At 60.8% G+C, this 24,185-nt stretch carries 22 protein-coding genes; 10 read left to right on the top strand and 12 right to left on the bottom strand.

The annotated features are described in order from the left end of the window. Nucleotides 1-102: 102 nt before the first annotated feature. From ACM62R_RS01925 to ACM62R_RS01905, 5 genes are read left to right on the top strand one after another with little or no spacing between them, the layout of a single operon-like run. Complete coding sequence (locus tag ACM62R_RS01925; RefSeq protein WP_415182384.1) at nt 103-1,068, top strand: Bug family tripartite tricarboxylate transporter substrate binding protein; 966 nt, start codon at nt 103-105, stop codon at nt 1,066-1,068. Continuing rightward, a complete protein-coding gene (locus ACM62R_RS01920; protein WP_415182383.1) occupies nt 1,068-1,508 on the top strand; it encodes a tripartite tricarboxylate transporter TctB family protein in 441 nt (146 codons plus the stop codon). Before ACM62R_RS01925 ends, ACM62R_RS01920 begins: the two co-directional genes overlap by 1 nt. A 15-nt stretch (nt 1,509-1,523) precedes the next feature. Beyond that, the gene (locus tag ACM62R_RS01915) at nt 1,524-3,041 is read left to right on the top strand and encodes a tripartite tricarboxylate transporter permease (RefSeq protein ID WP_415182382.1); all 1,518 of its coding nucleotides are present in this window, start codon (nt 1,524-1,526) and stop codon (nt 3,039-3,041) included. Between the two features lies 1 nt (nt 3,042). After that, nucleotides 3,043-4,401: an acyclic terpene utilization AtuA family protein gene (locus tag ACM62R_RS01910; protein ID WP_415182381.1), complete on the top strand. Its 1,359-nt coding sequence runs from the start codon at nt 3,043-3,045 to the stop codon at nt 4,399-4,401. Then, the gene (locus ACM62R_RS01905; protein WP_415182380.1) at nt 4,394-4,690 is read left to right on the top strand and encodes a DUF4387 family protein; all 297 of its coding nucleotides are present in this window, start codon (nt 4,394-4,396) and stop codon (nt 4,688-4,690) included. Before ACM62R_RS01910 ends, ACM62R_RS01905 begins: the two co-directional genes overlap by 8 nt. Nucleotides 4,691-4,693: 3 nt before the next feature. Here ACM62R_RS01905 and ACM62R_RS01900 read toward each other — a convergent pair whose 3' ends face one another. The 3 genes from ACM62R_RS01900 to ACM62R_RS01890 form a co-directional block, all read right to left on the bottom strand. Continuing rightward, the gene (locus ACM62R_RS01900) at nt 4,694-5,224 is read right to left on the bottom strand and encodes an isopentenyl-diphosphate Delta-isomerase (RefSeq protein WP_415182379.1); all 531 of its coding nucleotides are present in this window, start codon (nt 5,222-5,224) and stop codon (nt 4,694-4,696) included. Between the two features lie 112 nt (nt 5,225-5,336). Beyond that, nucleotides 5,337-5,837, bottom strand: coding sequence for a protein-export chaperone SecB (gene secB, locus ACM62R_RS01895; protein WP_415182378.1), 501 nt, complete (start codon nt 5,835-5,837; stop codon nt 5,337-5,339). A 55-nt stretch (nt 5,838-5,892) separates the two neighbouring features. After that, nucleotides 5,893-6,366: an FxsA family protein gene (locus ACM62R_RS01890; protein ID WP_415182377.1), complete on the bottom strand. Its 474-nt coding sequence runs from the start codon at nt 6,364-6,366 to the stop codon at nt 5,893-5,895. A gap of 123 nt (nt 6,367-6,489) precedes the next feature. On the opposite strand from ACM62R_RS01890, the gene ACM62R_RS01885 reads away from it, so the two are divergent. The 3 genes from ACM62R_RS01885 to ACM62R_RS01875 are packed head-to-tail and all read left to right on the top strand — an operon-like array spanning nt 6,490 to nt 8,641. Next, on the top strand, nt 6,490-7,152 hold the full coding sequence (locus ACM62R_RS01885) for a Tim44/TimA family putative adaptor protein (protein WP_415182376.1): 663 nt from the start codon (nt 6,490-6,492) through the stop codon (nt 7,150-7,152). Then, nucleotides 7,149-8,048 (top strand): murein transglycosylase A, encoded by a 900-nt coding sequence (locus tag ACM62R_RS01880; RefSeq protein ID WP_415182375.1) that lies wholly within the window; start codon nt 7,149-7,151, stop codon nt 8,046-8,048. Before ACM62R_RS01885 ends, ACM62R_RS01880 begins: the two co-directional genes overlap by 4 nt. Next, nucleotides 8,045-8,641: a Smr/MutS family protein gene (locus ACM62R_RS01875; protein WP_415182374.1), complete on the top strand. Its 597-nt coding sequence runs from the start codon at nt 8,045-8,047 to the stop codon at nt 8,639-8,641. The genes ACM62R_RS01880 and ACM62R_RS01875 overlap by 4 nt, the downstream gene beginning before the upstream one ends. Before the next feature lie 21 nt (nt 8,642-8,662). On the opposite strand, the gene ACM62R_RS01870 is transcribed toward ACM62R_RS01875, so the two are convergent. From ACM62R_RS01870 to hslV, 3 genes are all read right to left on the bottom strand, one after another. Next, nucleotides 8,663-9,772 (bottom strand): alpha/beta hydrolase, encoded by a 1,110-nt coding sequence (locus ACM62R_RS01870; protein WP_415182373.1) that lies wholly within the window; start codon nt 9,770-9,772, stop codon nt 8,663-8,665. Between the two features lie 104 nt (nt 9,773-9,876). Beyond that, on the bottom strand, nt 9,877-11,181 hold the full coding sequence (hslU, locus tag ACM62R_RS01865; RefSeq protein WP_415182372.1) for an ATP-dependent protease ATPase subunit HslU: 1,305 nt from the start codon (nt 11,179-11,181) through the stop codon (nt 9,877-9,879). A gap of 1 nt (nt 11,182) precedes the next feature. Continuing rightward, on the bottom strand, nt 11,183-11,734 hold the full coding sequence (hslV, locus tag ACM62R_RS01860; protein ID WP_415182371.1) for an ATP-dependent protease subunit HslV: 552 nt from the start codon (nt 11,732-11,734) through the stop codon (nt 11,183-11,185). Nucleotides 11,735-11,824: 90 nt separating this feature from the next. On the opposite strand from hslV, the gene ACM62R_RS01855 reads away from it, so the two are divergent. Next, complete coding sequence (locus ACM62R_RS01855; RefSeq protein WP_415182370.1) at nt 11,825-12,742, top strand: hypothetical protein; 918 nt, start codon at nt 11,825-11,827, stop codon at nt 12,740-12,742. A 42-nt stretch (nt 12,743-12,784) separates the two neighbouring features. On the opposite strand, the gene trxA is transcribed toward ACM62R_RS01855, so the two are convergent. From trxA to tsaE, 6 genes are read right to left on the bottom strand one after another with little or no spacing between them, the layout of a single operon-like run. Next, on the bottom strand, nt 12,785-13,105 hold the full coding sequence (gene trxA / locus ACM62R_RS01850) for a thioredoxin (protein ID WP_415182369.1): 321 nt from the start codon (nt 13,103-13,105) through the stop codon (nt 12,785-12,787). 54 nt (nt 13,106-13,159) lie between these two features. Next, nucleotides 13,160-16,528, bottom strand: coding sequence for a double-strand break repair helicase AddA (addA, locus tag ACM62R_RS01845; RefSeq protein ID WP_415182368.1), 3,369 nt, complete (start codon nt 16,526-16,528; stop codon nt 13,160-13,162). Continuing rightward, entirely contained in the window at nt 16,528-19,464 is a 2,937-nt protein-coding gene (gene addB, locus ACM62R_RS01840) for a double-strand break repair protein AddB (protein ID WP_415182367.1), read from the bottom strand. Before addB ends, addA begins: the two co-directional genes overlap by 1 nt. Then, a complete protein-coding gene (locus ACM62R_RS01835) occupies nt 19,457-20,149 on the bottom strand; it encodes a nucleotidyltransferase family protein (protein WP_415182366.1) in 693 nt (230 codons plus the stop codon). The genes addB and ACM62R_RS01835 overlap by 8 nt, the downstream gene beginning before the upstream one ends. Further along, on the bottom strand, nt 20,125-21,150 hold the full coding sequence (locus ACM62R_RS01830; RefSeq protein ID WP_415182365.1) for an aminoglycoside phosphotransferase family protein: 1,026 nt from the start codon (nt 21,148-21,150) through the stop codon (nt 20,125-20,127). Before ACM62R_RS01830 ends, ACM62R_RS01835 begins: the two co-directional genes overlap by 25 nt. After that, nucleotides 21,143-21,634: a tRNA (adenosine(37)-N6)-threonylcarbamoyltransferase complex ATPase subunit type 1 TsaE gene (tsaE, locus tag ACM62R_RS01825; protein WP_415182364.1), complete on the bottom strand. Its 492-nt coding sequence runs from the start codon at nt 21,632-21,634 to the stop codon at nt 21,143-21,145. The genes ACM62R_RS01830 and tsaE overlap by 8 nt, the downstream gene beginning before the upstream one ends. A 360-nt stretch (nt 21,635-21,994) precedes the next feature. Between tsaE and ACM62R_RS01820 the strand changes: the two genes are divergently transcribed. Further along, the gene (locus ACM62R_RS01820) at nt 21,995-24,181 is read left to right on the top strand and encodes a 4Fe-4S binding protein (protein WP_415182363.1); all 2,187 of its coding nucleotides are present in this window, start codon (nt 21,995-21,997) and stop codon (nt 24,179-24,181) included. The last annotated feature ends 4 nt before the right edge of the window (nt 24,182-24,185 follow it).

Below are 24,185 nucleotides of genomic sequence, written 5' to 3'. Positions count from 1 at the left end.
CAGGTTGATGTCAGGTTTCCACCGAATCGTTGGAACCTACAAGAGAGGGTTTGTTGTGGGCCGGCCTGCCGCCCCAACAATCAAATGTCTGGGAGGACACAGATGAAGTTTATCCACCTCAAGGCGCTGGGCGCCAGTGCACTGATCAGCCTTGCGGCGTCGCAGGCCATGTCAACAGAATGTATCGCCCCGGCTGACCCCGGTGGCGGATGGGATTTCACCTGCCGTCAGGTCGGCAAGATACTTTATGATCTGAAACTTGTGCCGAAACCGGTTCAGGTTACCAATATGGCGGGTGCCGGTGGCGGGCTGGCCTATGCCCATGTGGTCAATGCCAGAAACACCGATGAAGACCTGATCGTGGCGGCATCATCGGCAACCACTGCCCGGCTGGCGCAAAACGCCTATGGCGGCGCAACCGCCGATCAGGTGCGCTTTTTGGGGGCGATTGCGGGCGATCCGGGCGTGATCGTAGTGGCTAATGACAGCCCCTACCAGACACTTTCCGATCTGATAGACGCGATCAAGGCGGACCCGGCCTCGGTCACGTTTGCCGGTGGATCTGCTGCGGGCGGTTTTGACCATCTCAAGCCGCTTCAGCTATTGAAGGCGGCCGGATTTGAAGACATGCGGTTGATCAAATACGTCGGCATGAACGGCGGCGCCGAGGCGATTACCCAGACTATCGGCGGCCATACGCAAGCGATGACGGGCGACATCTCGGAAATCACGGGTTTCATCAAATCGGGCGACGTGCGCCCCTTGGCCGTGCTGACCCGCGAACGTGTTCCCGGCTTTGAAGATATCCCCACCGCGAAAGAGCAAGGCTTTGACGTCGAAGTCGTGAACTGGCGCGGGTTCTATGTGCCCAAAGGGATTTCTGACGATGCCTTCACGCTTTGGGCGGGGCGGTTGCAAGAGGTTGCCGACAGCGCGGAGTGGCAAGAAGTGATGGTGAAAAACGGGCTTGCGCCGTTCACGCTTGTTGGGGATGATTTCCAGGATTGGGTGGATGGTGTTGTGGCTGAAACCACCGAACTCTCGAAAGAGATCGGGGTCATCCAGTAATGGCTTCTGACCGGATCTTTGGTCTTGTTGTGATTGCGGTGGCGTTGGCGTTTATCGCCAGCGCCCTCGCGATGCAGGTCAGTTTTTTGACAGACCCGGTCGGCTCAAAGACCTTTCCGTTGATAATTGGCGGTGTGGCGTTGCTGGCAGGGTTTGTCATCGTGCTGAAACCTGATGCTGATCCTGACTGGCCGGGGCCGGCAACGTTCTTGCGGCTTGCATTCGCGCTGCTGGTGTTGATTGGTTACGCTTACACCCTGCGGCCGTTTGGATTTTTAATTCCGACTGCATTGGCCGCGGGTGTGCTTTCCTATCAGATCACACCGCAAAAGACGCCCGCGGTTCTGACCGGTGCTGGTCTTTCCGGTGGGTTGTTCCTTTTATTCAAATATGGCTTGGATCTGGGGCTGGTCGCCCTGCCCAAGTCCATTTTCGGCTGAGGAGGGCCAGAGCGAATGGAACTTCTCTCGAATCTCGCGCTCGGCTTTTCCGTGGCGCTAACGCCGATGACGCTGGTTCTGGCGGTTGTGGGCTGCTTCTTGGGCACGATCATCGGCGCGCTGCCGGGGTTGGGGCCCTCAAACGGGGTGGCGATCCTAATTCCGCTGTCGTTTTCGCTGGGGCTGGATGCAACCTCGGCGCTGGTGCTGCTGACCTCGGTCTATTACGGCGCGATGTACGGCGGGCGGATCAGCTCGATCTTGCTGAACATTCCGGGCGATGAGCCGGCATTGATGACCACGTTGGACGGCTATCCAATGGCAAGGGCCGGCCGGGCGGGCGATGCGCTGGTTCTGTCAGGCGTGGCGAGTTTTGTTGGCGGTTTTTTCGCCACCATCGGGATGATGGTGCTGGCGCCGCTGTTGGCGCGCGCGGCCTATTACTTTGGCCCGTCAGAGTATTTCGCGCTTTACCTGCTGGCCTTTACCACCCTGGGCGGGATCACCTCGAAAAATCAGGCCAAGGCATTGATTGCAGCCTGTATCGGGCTGGGTATTGCGATGATCGGCATGGATAACACCACCGGGATGCCGCGGTTTACCTATGGCAATATGCATCTGATGGATGGGGTAGATTTTCTTGTCGCGATCGTCGGGCTTTTCGCCATTGCCGAGGTGTTCTTTTTTATCGAAAACCACGGGCTGAACTCGGCCATCGGGGTCAAGGTTGATAAGGTGACGATCCCGGTAAAAGATATCGTTCGATCAGGTTGGACGATGATCCGTTCGACGATCATCGGGTTTGTGGCGGGGGTGCTGCCGGGGGCGGGGGCGTCTTTGGGGTCTTTCATGGCCTATGGGGCCGAAAAATCCATCGCCGGGGCTTCGGGCAACTTTGGCAATGGCGATCCGCGCGGCGTTGCGGCCCCCGAGGCGGGCAATAACGCAGCCGCAGCGGGTGCGCTGGTGCCGATGCTGACGTTGGGGGTGCCTGGGTCTGGTACAACAGCCGTTCTTTTGGCCCTGTTGATGACGCTGAACATCACCCCCGGCCCAACGCTGTTTGCCGACCGACCCGAGGTGGTCTGGGGCCTGATTGCATCGCTGTTCATTGCCAACTTTGTGCTGTTGATCATGAACGTGCCGATGGTCAAGATCTTTGTCAAAATCCTGTCGGTGCCGGCGTATGTGCTGCTGCCGGGGGTTACGATGATTTCTTTTGTCGGGATATATTCACTGACTGGCAGCTATTTTGACCTGCTGCTGATGATTGCTTTTGGTGCCTTTGGTTATTTCTTGCGCAAACTGGACGTTCCGACAGTGCCTATCATCATGGGCATCCTGCTGGGCAACCACATGGAAGACAGCCTTCGTCGTGCCATGGTGATTTCTGGTGGCGATTGGACGCATTTGTTCAATTCACCCATATCCATCGTGCTTTGGATTGCCGCGATTGGTGGGTTTGTAGCGCCATTGTTCCTGCGCAGGGTGATCAAGCGGCCGGTGCAGCACGCGATGGATGTGGAGGATTAGGATGACACGGGTTTTGATCCCTACCGGGGCGCTTGGCCTTGGCTATGATCGTGCGGCTTTGGCGCGCGGTGTGGCGAATGGGCCGGACATCATCGCAGTTGACGGAGGGTCTACGGACAGTGGACCCTCTTATCTTGGGCGCGGGGTGTCCAAATATTCGCGCGCCTCGACAAAGGCCGAATGGCGCGACCTGATGTTGGCCCGAGCCGAGGCCGGTGTGCCGCTGGTTATCGGCACGGCGGGTACCTGCGGGGCCGATGCGGCCGTCGACTGGTTGTATGAAATCACCGTGGAACTGGCCGCGGAACTGGGGCAGAGTTTGCGCGTTGCAAGGCTCTATTCCGGGCAGAATGCGCCGGAACTGACCAGGGCGCTGGCAGCGGGGCAAATCACAGCGCTGCCTGCGGCCCCGGATATTTCTGCCGATATTCTGGCGTCTTGCACCAATATCGTCGCCCTTGCGGGGGCCGAGCAGATTCAGGCGGCACTTGCCACCGGCGCGGATATCGTGATTGCCGGGCGCACCACCGACACCGCCATCATCGCCGCCTTGCCGCTGCAAAATGGTGATCACGCCGGCGCCGCGTGGCATGGGGCCAAGGTTGGCGAATGCGGCGCGATTGCCACCACCAACCCGGCTTCTGGCACCATCCAGATTGATTTTGATGCCAGCGGTTTTGTGATGGAGCCGCTGGGCAAGACCGCCCGCGCGACGCCCTACACGGTGTCTGCACACATGCTTTATGAAAACTCGGATCCTTTCATCCTTTATGAACCGGGTGGTCATCTTGATGTGACCGGCGCGCAGTATACCGCGCTGGATGATCGGCGGGTGCGGGTTGGGGGCTCGGTCTGGGTGCCTGGACCCTATACCGTCAAACTGGAGGGGGCGCGTATCGCCGGCTATCAGACCGTGGCGCTTGCCCTGCTGCGCGAACGCCGCTACGTCGCTGCCGCGCGTGAGTGGGCCGATATGGTCATTGCCGAAACACGGGCAAAGGTCGGCGCGCGGCTGGGGTTGGCAGAGACCGACTATGACATTGAGATCCGTCTGATCGGGGTAGATGCCACCCTTGGCGCGCTGGAAAACCGCCGCCCGCTACCTGCCGAGGTGGGCGCGCTGGGCATTGTCACCGCCCCGACCGAGGCCCTTTCCGCCGAGATCGGAAAGTTCCTGAACCCCTACCTTTTGCATCACGCCCTGACCGAGGACGAACCGATGCCGACCTTTGCCTTCCCGTTTTCGCCTGCGGAAATGCAGCGCGGCGCACTTTACGAATTTTGCCTGAACCACGTCTTGCATGTGCAAGACCCGATGCAGGCATTCCGCCTGACCGTGACCGAGGTGAAAAATGGTTGAACTGGGTAGTATCGTCGAGAAGGTCCGCTCAAAGAATGCGGGTCCATTCTGGCTGACAATCGACATTTTCTGCGGCAACAGAGCCGCTTTTGACCGTGTGATCCCGCTGTCTACGGCGCGGGTGGCGGCGCTGTTTGATGTGGCTGAGGCGCAGGTGAAACGCTTTGACATCCCTGATCTGAACGTCGTCAAATTCTCGGTGCCGCGCCCGGTTGTGCAAGGCACCCGTGCGGACCGCGATATGCACGGTGCCGGTTGGGGTGCGCTTTTGGCAGAGATGAAAATCTAGCGCCTAGATGCGCAGCGCACCGCCAAAGATCTGGCCCAGATGTTTAGTCAGGTAAATCTCCAGCCAACGGGTGAATCGCTCGGGGTGGCGTTTTACCTCGGCGGCCAGATCGTATAATCCGACCCAGCGCACCTCGCTGACCTCTTCGGGGTCAAGGGTTATGGTTGTGCTGGGCTTGACGTAGGCCAGATAGACATCGACCACTTCATGTTCGGTCAGCCCGCTACCCACATCGGCGCGATATTCGAGGCGGTCGGCATAAGCGGGGTAAAGACCACAGATCCCCAGTTCTTCGCGCATCCGACGCACCGCGCAATCTTCGGGCGCCTCGCCCCACATCGGGTGAGTGCAGCAGGTATTGGCCCATAGCCCGCCCGAATGGTATTTCCCCGCCGCCCGACGCTGGATCAGCACATTCTGCCCATCCATCACGAAAATCGACACCGCCTTATGGCGAAGCCCTTTTTGGTGCACTTCGAGCTTTTCAACCGGGGTCAGACTGCCGCCAACCCAGGCGGGGATCATTTGTGGCATGGCCTCTCAACGTGTTTCAGGTCTCAAATCAGCTTCGTCGTCGTCAGGATCCCCGACGACGGCGAAATGGTCACTTGGTCAGGTTGCCACAGCGGCAGCTTGCCGCGCCCGATCAGGAAACGCGCGGTTCGGCTGTTTTTTGCGCCTCGGCGCGGCGGGCCAGTTCGGCACGGTAGAGTGCAAGAAAGTCGACCGTTTCCAGGTTAAGCGGCGGGAAGCCACCGTCGCGCGACACATCCGAGACAATCCGCCGCACGAAGGGAAACAGCAGCCGCGGACACTCAATCATCAGGAACGGGTGAAGCTGCTCTTCGGGCACGCCCTCGATGTGGAAAACCCCGCCGTAATCCACCTCAAGCAGGTAAAGCGGCGTTTCTGTCGACTTGTTCGTGGCGGTGATGCGGAACTTGGTGATCACCTCATACTGATGCTCTACCTGGCGTTTACGGGCGTCAAGACTGACCTGCACCTGCATTTCGGGTGTGATGTCAGCGGTTTGCAAACCCTTTTGCGCTACGATATTCTCAAACGACATGTCGCGCACATATTGCGCCAGCACACTCATCTTTACCTGAGGCGCTTGTGTTGCGGCGCCGTTGGATTCGTCAGTCATCAATCTCTCCATTCCTGTGGCTTGCGCAAAGGCTTAGCACTGTGCGCGGCCTGCCTCAATGGCGCGTCCAGCCCGACGGCCCCTGTGACGGATGGTTTTCCGGGTCAATTTCATGAAAATCGCCATCGATCACGTTCCTGTCACGCGGCTGGGCAGGGCCCGGCCCCATGGTAAAGCTGGCGACCTGCACCCGCTTGGCCAGCCAGCGCATGACCCGCGCCCGCACCTGCGGGATCAGCAGCAAAATACCCATCGTGTCGGTGAAAAACCCCGGCGTCAGCAGCAGCGCGCCGGCCAGCAGGATCATCGCCCCATGTGCCAATGGCGCCGTCGGATCGCGCAAGTCGTGCATTGCGCGGCGCAGATCGGCCATGGCGCGTGCGCCCTCAGCCCGGACCAGCGCCGTGCCAATCACCGCGGTCAGCAGCACCAGCGCCAGCGTCGGCCAAAGGCCGATCAGCCCGCCAACTTGAATGAACAGCCCGATCTCGATCAGCGGCACCGCGACGAACGCCGCAAAAATCCACATTTTCGGGTCCTTTCCCGTGGTTCAATTGCATTTGGGCCAGCGGTGGACTTGATCCTGCCCCTGCCCTACATAAGTGGAGATGGCGCAGATACAAATCAAAAGACTTCCCGAGGATTTCAACGAATGTCCAATGCCGTGATTCAGCTGCTGGTCCTTGCCGGGATCGCGATCTTTCTGATCCTGCGCCTGAAAAGCGTATTGGGTACCCGTGAGGGCTTTGAAAAGCCCGATGTTCCGGCGGAAACGCCCGATCCCCGTCTTAGCCGCCGCAGCTTTGAGGTGATCGAGGGTGGGCCGGACCGCGATATCACTGATCACGTTCCCGAAGGATCGGATGCCGCAAAGGCGCTGGCTGCGATGAAGCGGGCCGAACCGGCGTTCAACGTCACAGGCTTTCTACAAGGCGCGCGCGGGGCCTATGAGATGATTCTGATGGCCTTTGAGAAGGGTGAAATTGAAAAGGTCCGCGCCTTTCTTGCACCCGAGGTTTACGAGGCATTTGAAGGTGTCGTGAAAGACCGCGAACAGCAGGGCCTGACCGTTCAGGCAGAGTTTCTGGGCCTGCGCGAACTGACCCTTGCCGAAGCCGAGTTTGACAACAACACCCGCGACGCGGAACTTTCCGTGCGCTTCACTGGCGAACTGATTTCCGCGGTCCGCGATGCGAATGGCACCGTGGTCGAGGGCGATGCGAAAGCGGCGAAAAAGCAGCGCGATGTCTGGACCTTTGCCCGCAAGATGGGCAGCGCAGACCCGAACTGGCAACTTGTCGCCACCGGCGGATGACGCGGTGTATGCGGGCGCTGGGTTTTGCAGACCTTCCCGGTTGGGACGCTGACGATCACGCCGCCGCCTGGGCGGCGTTTTCCGTGACATGCCCGCATTGCCCCGATGCCATATCGGATCCGCGCGCCTGGTTCGAGGCGCACTTCACCCCAGATGAGATCGCCCCCGGTGCGGCCCATTACACCGGCTATTATGAGCCGGAATTGTTGGGCGCGATGACCCCGTCGCCGCGCTATTCCCACCCTCTCTACGCCCCACCACCAAGGTTGGCGGCGCAATTGCCTTGGCATGACCGCGCCCGGATCATGGCGGACAACCTCTTGGCCGGGCATGAGCTAGTCTGGCTGCAAAGCGCGATTGAGGCGTTTCTGGTCCAGGTGCAAGGGTCGGTGCGTGTTCGTCTGGCCGAGGGCGGCATCTTACGCCTTGGTTTTGCAGCCGGGAACGGTCAGCCTTACCGCTCGATCGGGGCCGAATTGGTGAACCGTGGCGCCATTTCCGCAGCGGAAATCAGTTCAAACGCGATCTGCGCTTGGTGCGCTGCTAACCCGGCGCAGGTGCAGGACCTACTGAACCATAATCCGTCATTCGTATTTTTTCACCCGCTTGATCTGCCCGAAGATACCGGACCCTTGGGCGCAATGGGTGCCCCCGTAACCGCACAGCGCAGCCTTGCGGTTGATCCTGCGTATGTTCCGCTTGGCATCCCGGTCTGGGTTGACTGCCCCGGAATCGCGCCGCGGTTGATGGTCGCACAAGATACCGGTAGCGCCATCAAGGGGGCCGGACGCGGCGATATTTTCTGCGGCACCGGCGATGTAGCACGCGCACAGGCTAACGGGCTGAATACCACTGGGCGGATGATCGTGCTGCGCCCGCGCAAGGCACTGCCATGAGGCGCCGCAAACTATCCCCCGAAGAGCGTGACCTATGGTCGCGCGTCGCTGCCACCACGCAGGCCATTCATCCTGTCCGCCCCGCGCCGCCTGATGACTTACCTGCACCCCAAAGCACGCCAAAGCAAAAACCACCCCCCCCCAAACCCGACCTGCGTGATTTTCGTATTGGCCAGTCAGCGCCCGGTTTTGTCCTCCGCCAAGACCTCGCGCCGCCACTGTCTGAAAGGCTGGCGGCGGGGCCGGTTCGTATGGACCGAAAAGCGCACCAAAAGATGACCCGCGGCCGGCTAGAGCCCGAAGGCCGAATCGACCTGCATGGCATGACGCTGGCACAGGCCCACCCGGAACTGATCCGCTTTATCCTGAATGCCCAGTCGGCCGGCAAACGGCTGGTGCTGGTCATCACGGGCAAGGGAAAGCGCGGGCTGGATGAGGGGCCAATTCCACAGCGCCAAGGCGCACTGCGCCATCAGGTGCCCCACTGGCTTCATCTGCCGCCGCTGGCGGCTGCGGTGTTGCAGGTGACACCCGCACACCAGAAACATGGCGGCTCAGGTGCCTATTACGTCTATATGCGTCGCAACCGCTAGGTGCCGCGATAGCGGGCCCGGTCAGTTTGCCAAATCACTGGCAATCTGTTGGACTGGTGCCAGCACAATCTGTGTCGCCTGATGAACGGTCAAAACCACCCCCGGTAGCAGACCGGCGCGGGTAGACTGATCGCTATCCAGCGCTGCCGCCAGCGCCCCCGTTTGCCCCATCAACGCAATAAGTGCCGGTGAACGGCCAACGGTAAAATGCCCATCCCCTACAGAATAGGCGCCCACCTCAACCATGGTAACTTGCAGATCTGCAAGTCGGTCAACGTTGTCCAAATTACCCAACCGCTCGGTTTCGCCAGACAGACGCGCCGCCAACCGCAAGGCGCGGTCGCGCTGCGAGGTGAATATAACGAAAGGCTGTGGCAAATGCCCAATGGTACGGGCCTGAGCCCGAAACAGGTCTACATCCAGATCGGGCGAGATCAAGACCACCCCACCCAATCGTGCCGGTACGCGGGTATTTCCAGTCAACGCCATTTGCCTAAGCGTTTCCATTGTCAATGACGCACCCATTGAATGGGCCACGATGATAATCCTTTTGGCGCCCGCCGCGGCCACCTCGTCCAGCAGCGCCACAAACCCGTCGCGTGCAAACAGCGCGGAATCGCGATCATAGGCGTAGCCCAGCGGATGCCCCATAGAGGGCCAGGAATAGTGCACCAAAACGCCGGGCAGATGTAGATCGTGCCCCATCTGCGCAAAACGATAAAGCCCCTCGGCCAACGTGTTGTTGTAGCCGTGCACGAACACCACAGCCTCGTTACCGTTCGCCCGTAGTGTCTGTGTCAGATCCGCCCGAAACGCCGGTGCGTCCGCATAGAACTTCTCTCCCGTAGCCAGAAAATCGCGTTCCGGATCCGGGGCCATTCCCTTCGGCGTAAACCGGATATCACCCGGCTGCCGATCAGGCGGCACGGCCACATCAAACTGCGCAAAGGCAATATGCTCCAGCCGTCCCCGCGACAGCGGCGCGCCGGTTTCCGGGTCTGGGCCCCGCGTCGTGCCCACAAATATCGCCCGCCCCGGGGCCACATGCGCCGTGGCAGGTGCAAAGACGATTTCGCCGCGTGGCGAACAGGCCGCTAGAACCGCAACAAAAACCCAGACGAATCTTCCCATGCCGCCCCCCATTTGCGACACAAGTAAAGCCGCTTCATCTGTGGTTTGAAAGGCGTCCCTGACCTTTTCGTTGGCCAAAATACTCCCGCCGGAGGCTTCTTCACTTACAGCACATACCGGCTAAGATCAGTTGAGCGCGACAGATCGCCCAGATGCCGCTCCACGAATTCGGCGTCGACCACCACTTCATCGCCGCCCCGGTCCGGCGCGCTGAACGACAGTTCCTCAAATACCCTTTCCATCACGGTATAAAGGCGCCGCGCCCCGATGTTTTCAACGCTGCGGTTGACCTCTGCGGCAATATGCGCCAGCGCTGAAATGCCTTCGGGCGTGAAACTGACGGTTACCTCTTCGGTTGCCATCAGCGCGGTGTATTGCAGCGTCAGTGCATTGTCCGTTTCGGTCAGGATGCGGACGAAATCGTCTTCGGTCAGCGGCTGCAACTCTACCCGGATTGGCAGACGACCCTGTAGTTCGGGCAGAAGATCCGAAGGTTTGGCAATATGAAATGCGCCCGAGGCGATGAACAGGATGTGGTCGGTTTTTACGGGTCCATGTTTGGTTGAAACCGTCGTCCCCTCAATCAACGGCAACAGATCGCGCTGAACGCCTTCACGGCTGACATCGGCGCCCCGCGTTTCGGCGCGCGCGCAAACCTTGTCTATCTCGTCAATAAAGACGATGCCGCTTTCCTGCACCGCTTCCAGGGCGGCCGCTTTTACCGCCTCGTCATCCAATAGCTTATCCGCCTCTTCCGAAATCAGCAGATCATAGCTTTCCGCCACGGTCAGCCGTTTACGCGTCTTGCGGCCGCCAAAGGCTTTGCCGAAGATGCTGCCCAGATCCATTCCGGCCATGCCGCCGGGTTGACCGGGCAATTCAAACATCGGCATTGCAGGCGCAGGCTCGGCTATATCCAGCTCGATCAGCGTATCGTCCAATTCACCGCGTTTCAGCTTGCCGCGAAACATCTCGCGCGTGGCGTCGCGGGCATCGGTTCCGGCGATAGCCTCGATCACACGTTCTTCGGCGGCGGCGTAGGCGCGGGCCTTCACCTCGTCACGCATCCGGCTGCGGGTTTCGATCATTGCGGCATCGGTCAGGTCACGGATGATCTGTTCGACATCACGGCCAACATAACCGACCTCGGTAAATTTCGTGGCTTCGATTTTCAAGAACGGTGCGCGGGCCAGCTTGGCCAGGCGGCGGCTGATTTCGGTTTTACCCACACCTGTGGGCCCGATCATCAGGATGTTTTTCGGGTAAACCTCTTCGCGCAGATCGTCGGACAGTTGTTTGCGCCGCCAGCGGTTGCGCAGCGCTACCGCCACCGCCCGCTTGGCCGCATTTTGGCCTATGATGAAACGATCAAGTTCTGAAACAATTTCGCGCGGGGTCAGATCGGTCATTTCAGATTACCTCTACCGTCAGGTTTCCGTTGGTATAAACGCAGATATCGGCGGCAATCGCCATGGCCTTGCGCGCTATGGTCTCAGCGTCCAGATCGGTTTCCATAAGTGCGCGTGCAGCGGCCAGCGCGTAATTCCCGCCAGAGCCGATTGCCGCAACGTCATGTTCAGGTTCCAGCACGTCACCCGCGCCGGTTATCACGAACAGCGCCTTGCCATCGGTCACAATCAACATTGCCTCAAGGTTGCGCAGGTATTTGTCCGTGCGCCAGTCCTTGGCCAGTTCCACGCAGGCGCGCGCCAGTTGACCGGGGGCTGTCTCCAGCTTTTTCTCAAGCCGGTCCAGAAGGGTGAATGCGTCGGCGGTAGAGCCGGCAAAGCCTGCCACTACTTCATGCCCGCCGGGGTTCAGGCGGCGCACCTTTCTGGCGCTGCCCTTGATCACGGTCTGGCCAAGACTGACCTGCCCGTCGCCCGCCACCACCACCCGGCCCCCTTTACGCACCCCGATGATTGTGGTGCCGTGCCAGCCGGGAAATTTGTCATCCGCCATGATCGCCCTCCGTTTGACCCCAGATATGAGGCTGGCTGCCGCGCCATGCAACCCTTGCCCTTCCATAGCCCCTACAGGTAGCGTTGCGCCATGTCATCAAAGCAGACCCTGCACCTTTATCTTGATATCGATGCCCTTTGCCGGATCAGGGCGGGGCAGCACAATTTTTTCAAGCGGCTGATCAGGGCGGTCCGCGCCAAGGGTTGGCGGGTCGCACTACACGAAACTTCGCCGGTGGAACGGTTGCGCGCGCCCTCGCGCAACGGTCGCGCGCTTTTTCGCATGGAGGAGCCCACGCATGATGGTGCCTTGATCTGCCGACGCACCTATATTGGCCCGTTCTGGCATATCGAATCTTCAAATACGCGATGGGAATGGCCCGTCGCCAAAGCCACCTTTCCAGCGGCCGAGGTTGACCGCACGCAGGCAGACACCTTTGTGACTCAGTGGCGAAAAAGGCTCTACCCCGCCGTAAATGGGGTGCCTATGGGCGAAGGGTTCGTGTTTGTGCCGCTGCAAGGGCGCCTGACCGAGCAGCGCAGCTTTCAATCCCTTAGCCCGGTCCGGATGCTGGAGGAAACCCTGGCGCGGATGCCCGCGCGCCAGATCATGGCCACTTTGCACCCAAACGAAACCTACACCCCAGACGAATTGGCCGCGCTTGAAGCGCTGAAAGCTCGTCACACAAACCTGACCCTTCAGCGTGGCGGGTCCGAGGCGCTATTGCAGGCCTGCGACCTCGTGGTCACACAAAATTCGTCTTTGGCATTCTTGGGTTATTTCTTTGCCAAACCCGCACTGCTGTTTGCACAGATTGATTTTCACCACATTGCCGCCTCGGTTCCACATCTGGGGTTGGATGAGGCGTTCTACCGGGTCACACGGCTGCGCGCCGATTATAACGGTTACCTGTATTGGTTCTTGCAGGATCAGGCGATCAATGCCGGTCGCCCCGAATGCGAAGAAAAAATCATCACCAGCATGCGGCGCGGCGGTTGGCCGATATGAAAAAGGCGCCCGAAGGCGCCCTTTCCAGAAACGTGGGCAGCCTTAAACTGCCGAGTCGATCCAGGTTTTCAATGCGGCTTTGGGCGCGGCACCTACCTTGTTCGACACGACCTGACCGTCTTTGAACATGAACAGCGCGGGAATACCGCGCACACCCAAACCTGCCGGGCTGTCGGGGTTTTCGTCCACGTTTACCTTTACGATCTTTACTTTGCCTGCGTATTCAGACGCCAGTTCTTCCAGCGCGGGGCCGATCTGCTTGCAGGGGCCACACCATTCGGCCCAAAAATCGACCACGACGGGAATACTGGATTTGCGCACTTCTGCATCGAAAGTGGCGTCGGTGACGGCGATGGTGGCCATAAGGGTTCTCCTGCTATGTGGTTGGGGCGAACGTAGGTCCGCCCCTACGGTTCGTCAAGATACGGGGGCGGTACGAAGCGCCGCATCCAGACGTGTTGATGAAAGGGGCATCATCACCCCCGTTGCAGTCCAAAATACCGCCACCTCAATCGGGCGGTCCGGGTAAATTTGCACCATAGCCGCATGATAGGCCGCCATTTGCCGCAAGATGCCCGTCGGCACATCCTCGGGGCGGGCGGGCACGACGGCGTTGGATTTATAATCCAGCACGCGCACCAGATCCGGCCGCACCAACAGGCGGTCAATGGTGCCATGGATCAATTGCCCGCCTAGTGCCTCCAACCGCGCAACTACCTCGACCTCGGCCAGCGCGTCGGGGGCCAGAAAAGATTTCATTTCGGGTGCGGTCAGGACGCGGTGCGCTTCGGCCAAAACAGGCTCTATTTCGGTAGATAGCGCCGCGTCTTCGCCAGTCAACAGAAGGCTTTCGGCTATCATGGTCCACTGGTCCTCGGGCCAGCCGGGTAGATGTTCTAGCAATAGGTGCAGCTGCCGTCCGCGCCGCTTGGCGGCGTCTTCGTCAAGCCCGGCCTCGCCCGGCAGCGCCTTTGCCCCGCCGAGGTCTGAGGGCGACAATGCCTTTTCCGGCACTACTGGCATGGGCGGGCGCTGGCCTGCCCAGATGGGTAATTGCGCGGTGCCTTCTGTCGCGCTTTCGGCCGCGACGCCATTCGAGGGCCAATCACCATGCCCAAGCCGCTGCACGGTACCAAATGCGGCGATGGCGGCGGGTGCATTGTCCAGCGCTACCGCCCCCGCTTTTTCCATTCCGGCAGCAATCAGCGTATACCAGCTATCGGGGCCTTCACCCACGTCACCCGCGGCACAGACGATCAGCCATTTTTCGGCCCGCGTCATCGCCACATACAAAAGGCGCATCCGCTCTTGCAGGGCGCGGTCCACCTCATCGGCGCGTAGGGTGGACATGACCTCGGGCATCTCGGCGGCGACTGTGCGCCACAGGGCGGTATCGCCCGCCAGTATGATTTCGTCCCCACTTGGCGCTTTGCGCTTGGCGGTGTCGGGCAAGATGACAATCGGCGCTTCCAGCCCTTTTGCACCATGCACCGTCATCACCCGGATAGCGCGGCCCGCCCCCTCAAGCTGGCGTTTGACCTCTACATCATCCGCGGCCAGCCAGCCGAGAAAGCCGGTAAGGCTGGGCACTTCGGCCCGCTCAAACGCCAGCGCCTGCGACAAAAGTTCATCAATTCCGTCCTCGGCCTCGGGCCCAAGCCGCGCAATCAGGCGCGCCCTGCCACCGTGCCGGGTCAGCAGGCGTTCGATCAGCTCATAGGGGCGCAGAAAATCGGCGCGGTCGCGCAGGTCGTTCAGAATAGCCATCGTATCGGCGGGCGCGGCATCGCGCAGCGCTTCCCACAGATAGCCCTTGCGGGGTTGGGCCAGCGCGTAAAGCTGGGCTTCGGTCCACCCGAGCAACGGCGACCGCAGCGCCCCGGCCAACGCCAGATCATCCTCTGGCGTTGCCAAAAACGCCAGAACAGAGCCGATATCCTTCACCGCCAGCTCTGCCCCCAGCTTCAGCCTGTCCGCCCCCGCAATTGCAAGGCGCGCGGCCTTGCAGGCGCGGATCACCTCGGCGAACAGGTCTGACCGGCGCTGCACGAGGATAAGAAAGTCACCCTCATGCACCGGTCGCGCCCCCCCGTTAACGGGAATTTGCACGCCGCTATCAATCATCCGCCGGATTTCTGCGGCGATGGCGCGGGCCAATACGACAACCTCGTGGCTTTCGCCGCGTTGATCCAGCGCCTGATCCCACGGCGCATCATCCGATTTTTCGGCCTTCGGGATGACTGGCCACAGGTCTACCCGCCCGGGCATATCGGCGTTGAACGCAATGTGCTGCGGTTCGCCGCCCAGCCCCCGGTTCACCCGTTCATCAAACGTCAGGTCCACCAACCGCAAGATCGCATCGGACGAGCGGAACGAATGTGCCAGATCAAGGCTTTGAAGGGGCCGCCCGGCATCATGAAACTTCGCGGCAAAATGGGCCTGCATTTCGCTGAATTTATGCAGGTCCGCCCCTTGGAATGAATAGATTGACTGTTTTCTGTCACCCACCACAAAGATCGTGCGGGTGATGCCGCGCGCGCCCTCGCCGGCGGTAAACTCATCTGCCAGCCGTTCGATCACAGCCCATTGGCCGGGGCTGGTGTCTTGCGCCTCGTCAACCAGAATGTGGTCAATACCGCCGTCCAGCCGGAACAAAACCCATTGCGCAACGGATGGATCGGAAAGCAACGCCCCGGCGCGTTCGATCAGATCATCAAAATCAAGCCAGCCGCGGGCAGCCTTGCGCGCCGCATATCGCGGCAGATAGGCACCGGCGAATTGGTGCAACGCCAGTGTTTTTTCGGTGGCGGCAAGGGCAAGGCGGCGGGGGCGGGCAGCGGCCACGCGGGCCATCAGGTCCTCCAGTTCCGGCATCAATGACGCGGCCTTGCCCTCGCGCAGTGCTTTGGTTGGAAATGACCCTATCTTCGCTGAATATGGATCTTTTGCGCTACTTCCATTCAGCAAGACATCTTCAAGGATCGCCAGTGCAGCGGTATTGGTGCCGTCGATCCGCCCAAGTTTTACGCCTGCCTTTTGGTCATTCGTGCCACTTGTCAAAAGCTGTGGAACCAGATCCGACAGCACCCCCCCCTCGCCGCCCTCAAACACCTCGGCCGTCAGTGTACCTTCGTCAAACCCGGGGGGCAGATCAAACATCGCCAGAGCGGTATCGCGTGTAATCGGTATGGCAAATGCCCCGCTATTCCGGCTAAGGGCGGCCAATAACCGGTCCAGATCCTCGCCCGAGAAATACCGCGCCAACGCGTCCATCGCGCCTACATCCGCACCGCCCGCCAGATCTTCGACCACATCTGAACGCAGCAGCGTGCCCGCGCGTTCGTCCATTTCAGTGAAATCATGCGGCACCCCGGCTTCCAGCGGAAACCGGCGCAAAAGCGAGGCGCAGAATGAATGGATCGTTTGAATCTTAAATCCGCCCGGCGTCTCGATGGCTTTGGCAAACAGGCGCCGCGCCTCGGCCAAGCGGTCGGGTGTGATCGTGCCATCGTCGCCCAAATCTTGCAGTTCCATGCGCAGACGGTCATCAGGCAGCATCGCCCACGACCCCAGCCGCCGCAGCAACCGGTTTTGCATTTCGGTCGCGGCGGCCTTCGTATAGGTCAGGCACAGCACTTTTTGCGGCTCTGTTCCGCCCAAAAGTAACCGTGCGACCCGATCAGTCAGAACCCTGGTCTTACCCGATCCGGCATTGGCTGAAAGCCAGGTGGAGTGGTCGGGCCGGGCGGCCTGCACCTGCCGTTCAGAGGCATCATTGCGCTGCATCAGCCCAAATCCTCCGCCATTGGTTCATCAGTCAGCTCCCATTCGCCATAGCGCGACAGGTGATCATAGTCGCTTTTGTCGCGCGTTTCCCGCATGGCGCGGCGGGCGGTATAGCCCTTTTCAGGGCGCATATAGGCCGCGATCAGCCGCGCCAGTCCGGCCCAGCTTTCATTCACCATTTCAGGTGTGATTTTTGGGCTGCGCACGGCACCATCGCCGCCCAGCTGAACGTAGCTTACGCCCGCCACCGCGCGCGCGCCGATAGGTTCAAACGCGCCACGCTCGGCCATGGCGGCTTCCAGCAATAGCTGTTTGTCGAAATGCGCCATCTCTTTATCGCTCGGTGGCTTGCCGGACTTATAGTCATAGATATGCACTTGCCGGTCGGCCAGAAGGTCAATTCGGTCGGGCGTTGCGCTAAGCGTGAAAGCCGGGTTTTGCAGTGTTATAGAGCCTTTTTTCTCTATCACCACGGGCGTTCCGAGGGCGGCTCGTTCTGCCTCAGCCGCAACAAATGCGCCTGCAATCCGGGCGATGCGCGCCCGCCAAAGCCGTTGTGCGGTGGGCCATGGCACATTCTGTTGCAGCACTTCGGTAGCGTTGGCGATCAGCCGGGCCTCGGCCTCGGGCAGGTTTTCGGTGGCGGGGCGGCCTTTGATGAAACCTTCGATGATCCGGTGCAGCACTTGCCCGCGCAACCTTGGGTCGGGTTCGGGGCGCAGCGGGTCAAGCGGGCGCAGACGCAAGATCCGCTGGGCATAGACCGCGTAGGGGTTGCGGATCAGCGTCTTGATTGCGGTGACCGGAAGCGCGCGCGGGCGGGCGTCGACCGGTGGCCGGGGCGAGGGGCGCGGTGCCGATGCGACTTTATCCACAGGCTCATCCAGCGCACGCGCCCAGTTCAGCCAGACATTCCCGCGCGCAATCATCTGATCAACGGCATCCGGCCCCTCGGCATGGGGCAGGCCGCGCATCAGGTTCAACAGCCGGTTCAGCCAGCGCGAGGGCACCGTTTCGGCATCGCTGTCCCGCCGTGCCCGGCTAAGGACGACGTGCGGGGCGGCGATGGCCTGCTGAAAATCATGCGCCGAAAGCCCGATTTGGCGTTCCGGTAACAACAGGCCAGCATCCAGGCGCATACGCCGGCTAAGCCAGGGGTCTGGCGCTGGGGCGGCGGGCCAACTGCCCTCATTCAACCCCGCAAGCACGACCAGATCGGCGCCTTGCACGCGGGCCTCCAGCGTGCCCCAGATGGCGATCAGCGGATGCGCCTCGTCCGTGCGGCGCACGCTGCCTGCTTGCAGCAGGCTCATCAACAGGTCGGCGTAGTCGGGCGGCGTAAACTCTCCGCCGTGGGGGGCTTCGCGGCGCAACTCCTCAAGAATTCGCAGCGCCTCATGGCCGCCGTCCTTGCGCCACAACTCGCTTGCCTCGGCATCGCCATCCGGGCCACTGGCAAGCAGCCCCGCGAAGGTCAGATGCGTCTCTATCATTGCCGAAAGAGGCTGGCGGTGGACAGATTCGAGCCCCCCGGTGGCATGCCCAAGCCAGTCAACCCAAAGCAGCCGTTCAGGTTCGCCCTTCGCCACCGCCCACGCGCGCAGCGCGGCCATATCGGGAAAGGCGGGGCCATGGCGGCGCAGGTGCAATTCCAGTTCGCGGGTAAAGCGCAGATGCGGGCCGCGCATCTTGCCGCCGGTTGCTGTCAGCGGGTGTTTCAGCACAATCAACAGCGTCTCGACCGTCAGCTTTCGCCCCAACAGCGCCGCGACGTGGCGCAGAAAACGGCCCGGTGGGGTTAGGGGTAGCGGTTGGCCCGCGCTGTCATCGGGCACGATACCCCAGCGGTCCAATGCGGCTGCGACGCGCCGGGTGATCATTCGATCGGGGGTAATCAGTGCGGCGCGGGTGCCATTTTCGGCGGCTTCGCGCAGTACGAGCGCCACGGCCAGCGCCTCGGCGCGGGGGTCGGGTGCCTCGATCAAGGTGATGTCACGCGTGGTTTCGGGCATGTCGCGCAGGGCGGCACCTTCGTGCATCCACTGGTCCGTCACCGGGGCGGGACGCAGTGCCAACGCCACCAGCGTATTGCGGGCGGGGTCGGGGGGCGGCGTGGGCCGCCAAGCGGCCACATCCGCGGGGCCTACCCCCAACCCCCGAAGCACGGCATGAAAGCGGTATTGCGGGTGGTCCTCGGCCGGGGTGGCCCCCGATGCCAGACTGTCCCACACCGGTTGCGGCATGGAAAAATCAAACCCCGGCAAGATGATAGTGCCTTGCGGCAGGTTTGCCACCGCCTGCATGAAGGCCATCGTTGCGCCCCGTGACCCGGTCGAGCCCGCGACGATTACCGGACCTTGGGGTGGGGCCTTGGCCCAATCTTTTGCCAAGACCTCGATCACGCGGCGTTGGCGGGCGTCTGGATCCGGGGGGCTGTCGGGCGCAAAATACCGCGCCACGATGCGGATGAAAGCCAGGCTTCTGCGCCAATGTTCGGCATGGGTTTCGTCAATATTCAGCCGCTCAAGCGTGTCGGGTGTGACCCCTTCGCCCTGCATCTCGGCCATCAGAGTCGCCAGACTGTCGGCCAGATCATAAAGCCCGGTGCCGGGGGCGAAATCGGGCAGGCTGTCGGTCAGGCTGGCGACCAGCCGGGACAGTTCAAGCCGTCGGCGCAGGGGTGATACGGCGGGTGGTAGCCCGGCCAGCGGGCTGCGCCCAAGATCGGTGATCAGCGGCATACGCGGCAAAATGCGCGCGCCGTGCTGATCAAACACGTCACGCACACGGCGCTGCATCCGCGCGGTGTTGAGGTAAAGCTGCACCTGGGCCATGGCCTCGGGCGGTTGCCCATGCATTTTGTCAATCAACCCTTCGACCAGGGCTTTGGGAAAATCCACCCCCGGCGGCAATGCAAATACCTTTGGGTCAGCCATCGGCGCGCTCCAACATGGACGCGGCCAAAGCGATGCTTTCGGGGCGACCGACATCACACCAGCCGCCCTGGTGAACCACGCCAAAGGCGCGTCCCTCGGCTATCAACCGATCCCATTGCAGGTTCAGCGAAAATGCCCGGTCGGGAATATCGTCAAGCCCCACCGGATTGATGATCTGCGCACCGGAATAAACCAGCCCGGGCGCGCGCGCGATCCGCCCGTCTGCATCCAGCGCAAAGTCGCCAGCGCCCGTGTGCCCCAGCGCCCGCCCCGCCGGGACCAGTGCCAGCAGCGCGCTCATCCGGCAGCCATCCCACGCCGCGCGCAGGGTTGAAAGAACATTTGGCCCGGTCCAGACAGCATCGGTATTAAGCGTGAATACCGGTCCTGCCCCCAGCAGCGGCAGAGCCGCGCGTAACCCGCCACCGGTTTCCAGAATAGGGCCCTGTTCCGCAGAAATAAGAATGTTTCTGCCGTTTAGGTGGGCTGCGATTTGCCCCCCTAGATAATGCGTATTGACGACGATCCGCGCAACATCTGCCCCCTCAGCCAATGCCAGCGCGTGGTCGATCAACGCGCGCCCCCCGACGGGGATCAGCGGTTTTGGCTGGGTCGCGGTCAACGCCCCCATCCGTGTGCCGAAGCCGGCGGCAAACAGCATCAGCGCATTGGGTATTGGCCGCATTGGTCCTTGATCCTTTCGAGGCGTTCAGGGGTTGGGGCGGGCAGGGCCGCGTAGACGGCGGCGGCCAGACCGGCCAATTCAGGGTGCGCCAGGTTACGCCCGATATAGGCCCATGTGCGGGGTATCAGGTCAACATAATGCGGCTTTCCCGCCGCCATGCACAGCCGTGCAAAGACGCCCAAAATCCGCAAGCTGCGCTGTGCCCCCAAAAGGGCGTAGATCGCTGAAAAACGACCCTGATCCAGCCCTTTTGCGGCTGCGTAATGGGCCCGCTCGGCGGCCTCGACAGTGGGGGAAACATCGCGCCGTGCGTCTTGCAACGCTGAGACGAGGTCGTAGGCCGGATGTGCTGCCACGGCATCCTGAAAATCGAGCAACCCCAACCGTGCAACCCCCGCCCGCCCCGGCAGCCACAGCAGGTTTTCGGCGTGAAAATCCCGCAGGCTCAGCACCGGGTCTTCGCGGTTCAGCCTTGCGTAGGCTTCCTTAATCAATGCCGGTATTTCAGCCGATGCAGCACTTGCGCGGGCGCCAATACCCGGCAGATACCATTCGGGGGTCAATCGGGTCAGATCGGCCAGCGCGGGGCCATCCAGCGGCAAGACAAAATCGGGCGCAGGGTGCCGGTGCAGCGCCAAAAGAAACTGGGTGACCTCATTGTAAAGCGCGGGTTCTCGTGAAGGATCGGTGGCGATCAGCCGCGCCAAAAGATCGTCGCCCAGATCTTCCAGCAGCAAAAGCCCGTTTGGCACATTTTCAGCCAGAATTTCGGGGGCCGAAAAGCCCCGCTCGTGCAGCCAACGTGCCATTCGGGTGAAACGGGTAACATCCTCGCCACTGGCGGGGGGCGCGTCCATCAGGACTGCGGACCCATGCGTTGCCGTTAACCGTTCATAGCGGCGCGCGGACGCATCGCCTGCCAATGGGCGGCGCGTTGCCTGACCCCAGCCAGCGGCATTCAGGAAAAAAACTATCTCTGCGTCGCGCGCCGGCTCAAGCATCGTTTGTCCCTAACATGGCGAGAATGCCGGCCCAACGGGCACTACCAGATAGCGCAACCTGACGCGCCTCACCGCCGTTGGTTACGGAAAACACCAGGCGCAGGGCGTCAGATGGCTGAAGGTCCCCCAATCGTTCAGGCCATTCGACAAGGCAGATTGCGGTGTCGAATGCCTCTTCCAGACCCAGTTCGGTCACCTCATCGGGATGGCCAAGGCGGTAAAGATCCGCGTGCCAAATCTCGGCCAAGGCTATTTCATAGACCTGCACCAGCGTGAATGTGGGCGAGGGAACGTCCTCCATCCGCCCCGCTTCGGCCAGTCTGGCCTGAATCAACGCGCGCGCAAAATGTGTCTTTCCCGCCCCGATTGGCCCCTCAAGCAAAAGCACATCGCCAATTTGGAGATGTGACGCAAACCATGCCCCAAGGCGGGTGGTTGCATCAGCATCGGGCAGGGTCAGGCGAAGCGGGGGCGGATGTGTCATGCGAGGCAGTCTTACCGTGTGGCCCGCCCGCTGCAAGCCGGATTGCGGCCCAATGGGGTAGGCCGCTGCGTGACGGGTGATCGGGTAGGCAGACCCGCAGCCTTCTGCCGGCTGATTTTCGCGTTGTGGGTAGAAAAGCCGAGGGTGTCAGCCGGATAAATCTTGACAGATCAAGTCGTGTTTGTGGCCTCGGATGCAGGGGCAGGTACAAATTGCCGCGGCGTTTCAGCTTGCTTTTTTACCCCAAAATGGGACAACCTGTGGCAGAAGGTCAGGGCAAAAACCTGCTCAAAAGTTTGATGTTTTTTGGTTCAAGGCTTGGCGGGTGACGTCTAAGCCAAACCTAACCAGCGGGGGCACATGATGATGACCGATAAATTCCTTCGGGCACTGGCCGCATTTTTCATGCTGATAACCATGGCCGTTGCAGCCCCCGTGCAGGCGCAGGAATTGGGACGTTTTTTGCCGGGGCTGGAGCCTTCGGAACTTGTCGAGGGGGCTACCGGCTTTGGCCCCGTTGGTGCCGAGATTCCGGTGGCCCCGGTTCTGAAAGGGTCCGATACCGTTGGTTACGCATTTCTTACATCGGATTTTGTGGGAACAACCGGTTACTCAGGCAAGCCCATCCATGTGGTTGCGGCGGTGTCACCTGATGCGGTGATAACCGGCGCCAAGTTGGTGGAACACTCAGAGCCGATCGTGTTGATCGGGATTCCCGTGGCCAAGGTCAATGCGATGATTTCGGGCTATATCGGGATGGATCTGAAAGCCGAGGCTGAAAGCGGCGGATCTTCGCATGACATTGATATTATCTCCGGGGCGACGGTTACGGTGATGGTCATCGACGATTCACTGGTCCGGTCGGGGCTTAAGGTGGCGCGGTCGCTTGGGCTGGGCGGCTTGGCGTCGGCAGATACGGGCGCGGCGCGGCGCGAGGTGGACATGACCACCCAAGAGGCGCGCAGCTGGGAAGAGTTGTTGGGCGACGGCTCTGTTCGCCGCTTGTCGCTGAGTGTTGGGCACATCAACGAGGCATTCGCCGCCACTGGCGATAAAAAAGCCATTGCCCGCCCTGAAAAGGGTGATCCGGAAGATGACTTTATCGACATGAACATGGCGCTGGTCAGTGTGCCGACAATAGGTAAAAGCCTGTTGGGAGAATTGGAATATGCCAACCTGACGAAATGGCTGGGCGAAGGCGAACAGGCAATTCTGGTTACCGGCCGTGGGCCTTATTCGTTCAAAGGGTCGGGCTATGTGCGGGGCGGCATTTTTGACCGGATCCATCTGTTGCAGGGGGATCATTCCGTCCGCTTCAATGACAAGATGCACCGCCGGCTGAATTTGCTGGCACCGGCTGACGCCCCCACGTTCACCGAGGTGGATCTGTTCAAGATTCCGGCGGATAGCGGTTTTGACCCGGCGCAACCCTTTCGGTTGCAACTGCTGGTGCAGCGGGCAATCGGGGCGGTGGACAAGGCATTTCTGACTTTTGACCTGGATTACAAGCTGCCTGAAACCTATCTGATGCCGCTGTCGGTGGCTCAGGCGGTGCCCGCTGCTGCTACGGCAGATACAGACGATGCCGAAGCGGCCGCCAAACGCGCCCTGTGGCAGCGGATCTGGCATGATCGCACCCCCGAGATCATCGTGCTGGCTGGAATGCTGGGCGTGCTGACGCTGACCTTCTTCTTTCAGTTTCAGGCCACCGCGAACGAGCGGCGCTTCTATTGGTTCCGCATCGCCTTTCTGACAATGAGCCTGTTTTTCATCGGCTGGTATGCGAACGCACAGCTTTCGGTTGTCAATCTGATGGCCTTGGCGGGGGCGTTAAGAAGTGGCTTTACTTGGGACGCGTTCTTGCTGGATCCGCTAGTGTTTATTCAGTGGTTTGCGGTGGCGGCGGCGCTGTTGTTCTGGGGGCGTGGGGCCTATTGTGGGTGGCTGTGCCCCTTTGGTGCGCTGCAAGAGTTGACCAATCAGATAGCGCGCGCGCTGCATATCCCGCAGTGGGAATTGCCCTGGGGCCTGCATGAGCGGCTTTGGCCAATCAAATATATCATATTCCTTGGGCTGTTTGGTATGTCACTCGCGTCGATTTCGATGGCTGAACACTATGCCGAAGTGGAGCCGTTCAAGACCGCAATCATTCTTAAGTTTGTGCGTGACTGGCCATTTGTCGTCTTTGCGGTCACCTTGCTGATTATCGGATTGTTCGTTGAGCGGTTCTATTGCCGTTACATGTGTCCCTTGGGGGCGGCGCTGGCCATTCCGGCGCGGATACGCATGTTTGACTGGCTGCGCCGGTATCGGGAATGCGGCAACCCATGTCAGACCTGCGCGATCGAGTGCCCCGTGCAGGCAATTCACCCCACAGGTGAAATCAACCCGAATGAGTGTATCAACTGTCTGCATTGTCAGATGCTGTATCAGTCGCACGACCGTTGTCCGGTGGTGATAAGAAAAGACAAACGCCGTGCCGGCGATAAGATGTCGGCAGCGGCCAATGAGAAAGCGTTGGGGCAGATCCTGTCCCGCAAAAACTAAACCC

The sequence above is a fragment of the Phaeovulum sp. genome (genome assembly GCF_047638075.1).
Classification (GTDB): Bacteria; Pseudomonadota; Alphaproteobacteria; order Rhodobacterales; family Rhodobacteraceae; genus UBA6197.
The sequence above is the reverse complement of the archived record's forward strand: the minus strand, read 5'-3'. Positions and strand labels throughout refer to the sequence as shown.